Genomic DNA, 4,890 nt, shown 5'->3' on the forward strand with positions numbered 1-4,890 from the left:
CAGACCCGCCGGCAGAGGGAAAAAGCTAAGCCCTCCTCCAGTGAAAATAATCGCTGAGAATTTCGGCATACCGGTTTTCCAACCAGCAAGCGTTGCAAAAGAATGGAAAGCGTTAAAAGAGTCCCTTCTGGAAATAGCTCCTTCTTTCGACGTGGGTGTGGTCTGTGCATTCGGTCAGATTCTTAAAGCCCCTTGTCTTGAATTCCCGATGAAGGGGTGCATCAACATTCATGCCTCACTCCTTCCGAGATGGCGAGGAGCAGCTCCCATTCAACGTGCTATTTTTGCTGGCGACTCCACCACGGGAATATCCCTCATGCAAATGGATGAGGGACTGGATACAGGAGACTGGTACGTTCAGGTAGATATTCCGATCACAGAATCGACCACCAGCGGAACGTTACATGATCAATTAGCTGACCTTGGTGCGAAGCTCTTACAGGATGAGCTTCATGCTATTCTTGAAGGAGCACATCAAGCACATCCACAAGAAGATTCTTCAGCCACTTATGCACACAAGGTTTCAAAAGAAGAATGTTTGATTTCTTGGGAACGAGATGCCGCTGAAGTAAGTCGCCTCGTTCGAGCAATGTCCCCCACTCCTGGCGCTTACTCGTTTCTCAATGGAGACCGAGTAAAAATCCTACTTGGTCGACCAGTTGAACCCGCGCACAACCTCGCCCCGTCTCCGGCAGGAACAATTTATCGGGTTGAGAGCGAAAGGCTCGAGATAGCGTGCGGAAATGGTATTTTCTCGATAGAACGACTGCAAATGGCAGGACGGGCAGCCCAAAATATTGAGACTTTCTTAAAAGGCATGCAACTAGAACGTGGGATGCAATTGACGCCTGCCCCTTGAGATGCACAAAATAGCAACATGAAGAAAATACACCTCTCCCCTAAAATTGCTGCTTCAATACTGGCAGCTGACATATCCTACCTCGGTCATGAAATTCAGGATGCGATTCAGGCTGGCACAGATTGGCTACACATTGATGTCATGGATGGAAGCTTTGTACCTCCCATTACCTTTGGAACGAATGTAGTTGAGGCAATTAAAAAAAGCTCTGAACTTTTTCTCGATGTCCATCTCATGATAGAGAAACCAGAGAACCATATTGAGAGCTTTGCCAGAGCTGGGGCGGACTTGATCACTATCCACCAAGAAGTATCACCCCACCTTCACCGAACACTTACTGCCATCAAACAACTCGGGATTCAATGTGGAGTAGCTATTAATCCAAGCACTCCGGTAGAATCCATCTTGCCCGTTCTCGATATCGTAGATCTCGTGCTTATTATGACGGTAAATCCAGGGTGGGGCGGCCAAAAGTTTATTTCCTCTTGCGTTGCAAAAATTGAACAGATCTCACAAGAACGAGATGAAGCAGAGTTAAATTTCTCTATTGAAGTGGATGGTGGCGTTCAACCAGATACCGCGCAATTATGTCGTGCTGCCGGCGCTGATGTTTTCGTGGCAGGATCGTACATCTTTGGGGCAAAATCTCGGCAAGTAGCTATTGAAAGCCTGAGAACGGCACTCTCATCCGAGCAGATGACAACACGTATTAATTAATCTTTAATGAATCTGCAATAAAATGAATCTACACTGCGAATTGCAGTTTTTAAAATATTGCTTTTGCAAGAAATAACCCGTGACGAGGCTCAAGAACGTAAATCCCGAAGCTCTTAGACGCTACCGATCTCATCCCTACCGCCCAAGAATTAAACTCTTCCGCATCTCTCCAGCGTGAGAACCAGTACCAGACTCAGTCAGCCATAGCGTAAAGACAGCTATGGCGTACTTCCACTGGGGTCACACATGAGAGCATCACTGAGTTTAACGTTTGGGTAATACGTCGAGACTATTTGGCGTAAAGTACGACTGAGTACCATTGTCCCAATCGACAACAACCATCAAACCCTTCTCCATTAGGTCCGAACCAGTTGCGGTAACCTCAGTCCGGATCTCTCTTACTGTTCCACGAGAACCATTTCCTGACTTTCTTTTTACCCGAGAACCCTTCTCAAGTGGGGTTACCGCCTCTTTTGATTGCTCACTCATCTTTATACTGCTCCTATGACATTTATTTCTCTTACGAGCTCCTTCACGATACCGCATGCTGTCTGAAGTGGACAAGTGCTCCACTCATCCGAACAAGGGGATTTTCCCTCCGCTCATGGGTGCTAAACCATGATAATCATACATAAGACTCAGAAAGTTCATGAAACGGTTCGCGGGGCAGACCCCTAAGCTCAACAGAACACGGATGCCGCAGAAACGAGAGAAGACTCGAGAAATTTCAAAAATGAGATGAACCCTGAATGCTCTTTCATCTGCAGAAGCGCCCTGAGAATAGTCAAATCCATTTAAATCACACTTCACAGTTCCATAGCCCCCAAATACCCCTTCGACCGATATTTTTTCAACGAAAGCTGCCTCTCTCATGATTCCTCTGAAACCGGTTATGCATCTTATCAAGGAGAATAGAAACACGGTGATGTTCAGCACAAAGCGTTGAGTAAAATCTTATGGCAAAAAAAACGAGCAAACCCCTTTTATGTACCTTCTGTGGAAAATCCCAGGAGGAAGTTCAAAAACTCGTAGCGGGACCAAGTGTCTACATTTGCGATGAATGTGTAGAACTCTGCAATGACATTCTTCATGAAGAGTTCATTCACGAAGAATCCGATGAAACTCTCCAATCAGTACCAACCCCGCAAAGCATTCTTGAGAAGCTTGACGAATATATCATCGGGCAGACTCATGCGAAGAAAGTACTCTCCGTAGCCGTCCATAATCACTATAAGCGAATACGATGCAATCATAGTCTCAGAAAAGAAGGCGTTGAACTTCAAAAATCTAATATCATGCTGGTAGGTCCCACTGGTTCGGGGAAAACACTACTTGCTCAGACACTGGCAAAGACTCTTGACGTGCCCTTTACCATTGCTGATGCGACGAGCCTCACTGAGGCAGGATATGTGGGCGAAGATGTCGAAAATATAATCGTTAACCTCTTACAAGCTGCCGACTATGATGTTGAACGAGCGCAGCGAGGAATCGTGTATATTGACGAGATTGATAAAATATCCCGTAAAAGTGATAGCCCCTCGGTAACGCGCGACGTATCTGGAGAAGGGGTTCAACAGGCACTCCTAAAAATCATGGAGGGAACGATAGCAAATGTTCCCCCGAAAGGAGGAAGAAAGCACCCTCAACAAGACTTTATTCAAGTTGATACTTCCAATATCCTATTCATCATCGGCGGTGCTTTTGAAGGGATGGAAAAGATCGTAGAAGCTCGCACTGGCAAGAAGTCTCTTGGTTTCTCGACACAGCCAACAGCCGTTACCACTGAGATTGAGTCCAAGGCGAGAATCGAACACGAGGACTTTCTAAAGTTTGGTATGATTCCCGAATTTATCGGGCGCGTACCTGTCATCGCCCATCTGAATGCCCTTGAGGAAGAGGATCTCGTACGCATTCTCACGGAGCCCAAAAATGCTTTAGTAAAGCAGTATACCCACCTTATCGAGCTCGATGGCGTCTCTCTCTCGTTCGCCCCAGAAGCACTGCAAGTGATTGCCAAGAAAGCGCTGGAACGAAAGGCGGGTGCTCGCGGCCTTCGAGCGATTCTCGAAGATGCCATGCTCAATGTTATGTTTGATGTGCCAGGCAATCCCAACGTAAAAGAGATTCAAGTGACGCCTGAAAGTATCAGTGATGGCGCAGAGCCGGTCATTACATATCATTCTGAAAAGATGGTAGTCTGATCGACTAGTGCTTGAGACGCTCTACTCGTTTTCTATAATGATTTCGACCCGGCGATTTCTTGCTCGCCCAGAGTCTGTCATATTCGAGGCAATCGGGTCTCCTTCGCCAAAACCTCGAACAAATAGACGAGACCGAGAAATCCCTTCTTCTTCGAGTTGTCGCGCTACACTACGTGCCCGCTTCAAAGACAAATCTTGATTATAGCGCATAGTACCCACTGAATCAGTGTGTCCTTCTACTGATATCGCACGATCAGCACTCCCACGGAGCACCTCAGCAATCTCCTGAACTGTCTCTTGAGCAAGGGGGGTCAGGTCATGCCGATTAAATCCAAAGAGCACATCTGGGATGTTTACTACGACTCCCCGATCTGAGAGCCGAACGTCTTGCCCCTGATTCTTTAACTGCTCAATCAGCTTCCTATTTTCCGCTAATATACGCTCATTCTCTGCAAGACGAGCCTCTTCATTTGCATCCTCCAACTCCTTTTTATCGACTTCATTCCCAAGAATAGCGCCTGACAAGGCGCCTATACCTGCACCGATTGCAGTCCCTACTCCAGCATCTCCTGTGGCCGAACCAATAATCGCGCCTAGTCCAGCACCGACCGCCGTGCCCCCTAGGGTTCCCGTCTCACGATTACTCAACTGCAGGGAGCTACATGCAGTGAGGACGAACAAGAAGAGTGCGGAAAAAACAATAACGATACTCAGACGAATTGACCGAACCATAATGTGCTCCTATCGAGTGCATAAGAAAGAGAAAGAGAGATACGCGTGGTGTAACGATCAACTCTCCTTATAGTTATACCGACTCTCACTCCTGTTGTAACAGAATAAACTTCTTGTCTTAATACACCTCTGTTTCCGTGGCTTCTAACCCCTCTAGACCTTTTTTTGCGGGAGCATAGTCACCCTTCAACTGCAGAGCATCCTCATACTGCGTCTTTGCATCCTCCGGACGACCGAGAGCCACGTATACATTCCCAAGTTCAACGTACCACTTTGGCTCGCTTGGGCAGAAACGCTGCGCTCGACGGAGATAAAAGAGCTTGTCTATTAATGAGTCTGCGCCAGCTGCTACGCTCGCTTCAGACTCACCCTTCTCACAAT

Annotated in this window: 7 protein-coding genes; 3 read left to right on the plus strand and 4 right to left on the minus strand. The window is 47.1% G+C overall.

What is annotated here, in order from left to right:
• Positions 1–859, plus strand: an 859-nt coding sequence (locus EBR25_12340) for a methionyl-tRNA formyltransferase (GenBank protein NBW41773.1), incomplete at its 5' end; no start/stop codon positions are given.
• An 18-nt stretch (positions 860–877) separates the two neighbouring features.
• Positions 878–1,576 (plus strand): ribulose-phosphate 3-epimerase, encoded by a 699-nt coding sequence (locus EBR25_12345; protein ID NBW41774.1) that lies wholly within the window; start codon positions 878–880, stop codon positions 1,574–1,576.
• Between the two features lie 264 nt (positions 1,577–1,840).
• Here the strand turns inward: EBR25_12345 and EBR25_12350 are convergent, their stop codons facing one another.
• On the minus strand, positions 1,841–2,065 hold the full coding sequence (locus tag EBR25_12350; protein ID NBW41775.1) for a hypothetical protein: 225 nt from the start codon (positions 2,063–2,065) through the stop codon (positions 1,841–1,843).
• Positions 2,066–2,149: 84 nt separating this feature from the next.
• A complete protein-coding gene (locus tag EBR25_12355) occupies positions 2,150–2,449 on the minus strand; it encodes a hypothetical protein (GenBank protein ID NBW41776.1) in 300 nt (99 codons plus the stop codon).
• Positions 2,450–2,532: 83 nt separating this feature from the next.
• Between EBR25_12355 and clpX the strand changes: the two genes are divergently transcribed.
• Positions 2,533–3,777 carry an ATP-dependent Clp protease ATP-binding subunit ClpX gene (gene clpX, locus EBR25_12360; protein NBW41777.1) on the plus strand — a complete coding sequence of 415 codons (1,245 nt, stop codon included), beginning with the start codon at positions 2,533–2,535 and terminating at the stop codon, positions 3,775–3,777.
• Between the two features lie 21 nt (positions 3,778–3,798).
• Here the strand turns inward: clpX and EBR25_12365 are convergent, their stop codons facing one another.
• Entirely contained in the window at positions 3,799–4,509 is a 711-nt protein-coding gene (locus EBR25_12365; protein ID NBW41778.1) for a hypothetical protein, read from the minus strand.
• 118 nt (positions 4,510–4,627) lie between these two features.
• A partial coding sequence (locus tag EBR25_12370; protein ID NBW41779.1) for a tetratricopeptide repeat protein occupies positions 4,628–4,890 on the minus strand: 263 nt, incomplete at its 5' end.

It is taken from the genome of bacterium (assembly GCA_009926305.1).
Lineage (GTDB): Bacteria > Bdellovibrionota_C > UBA2361 > UBA2361 > RFPC01 > RFPC01.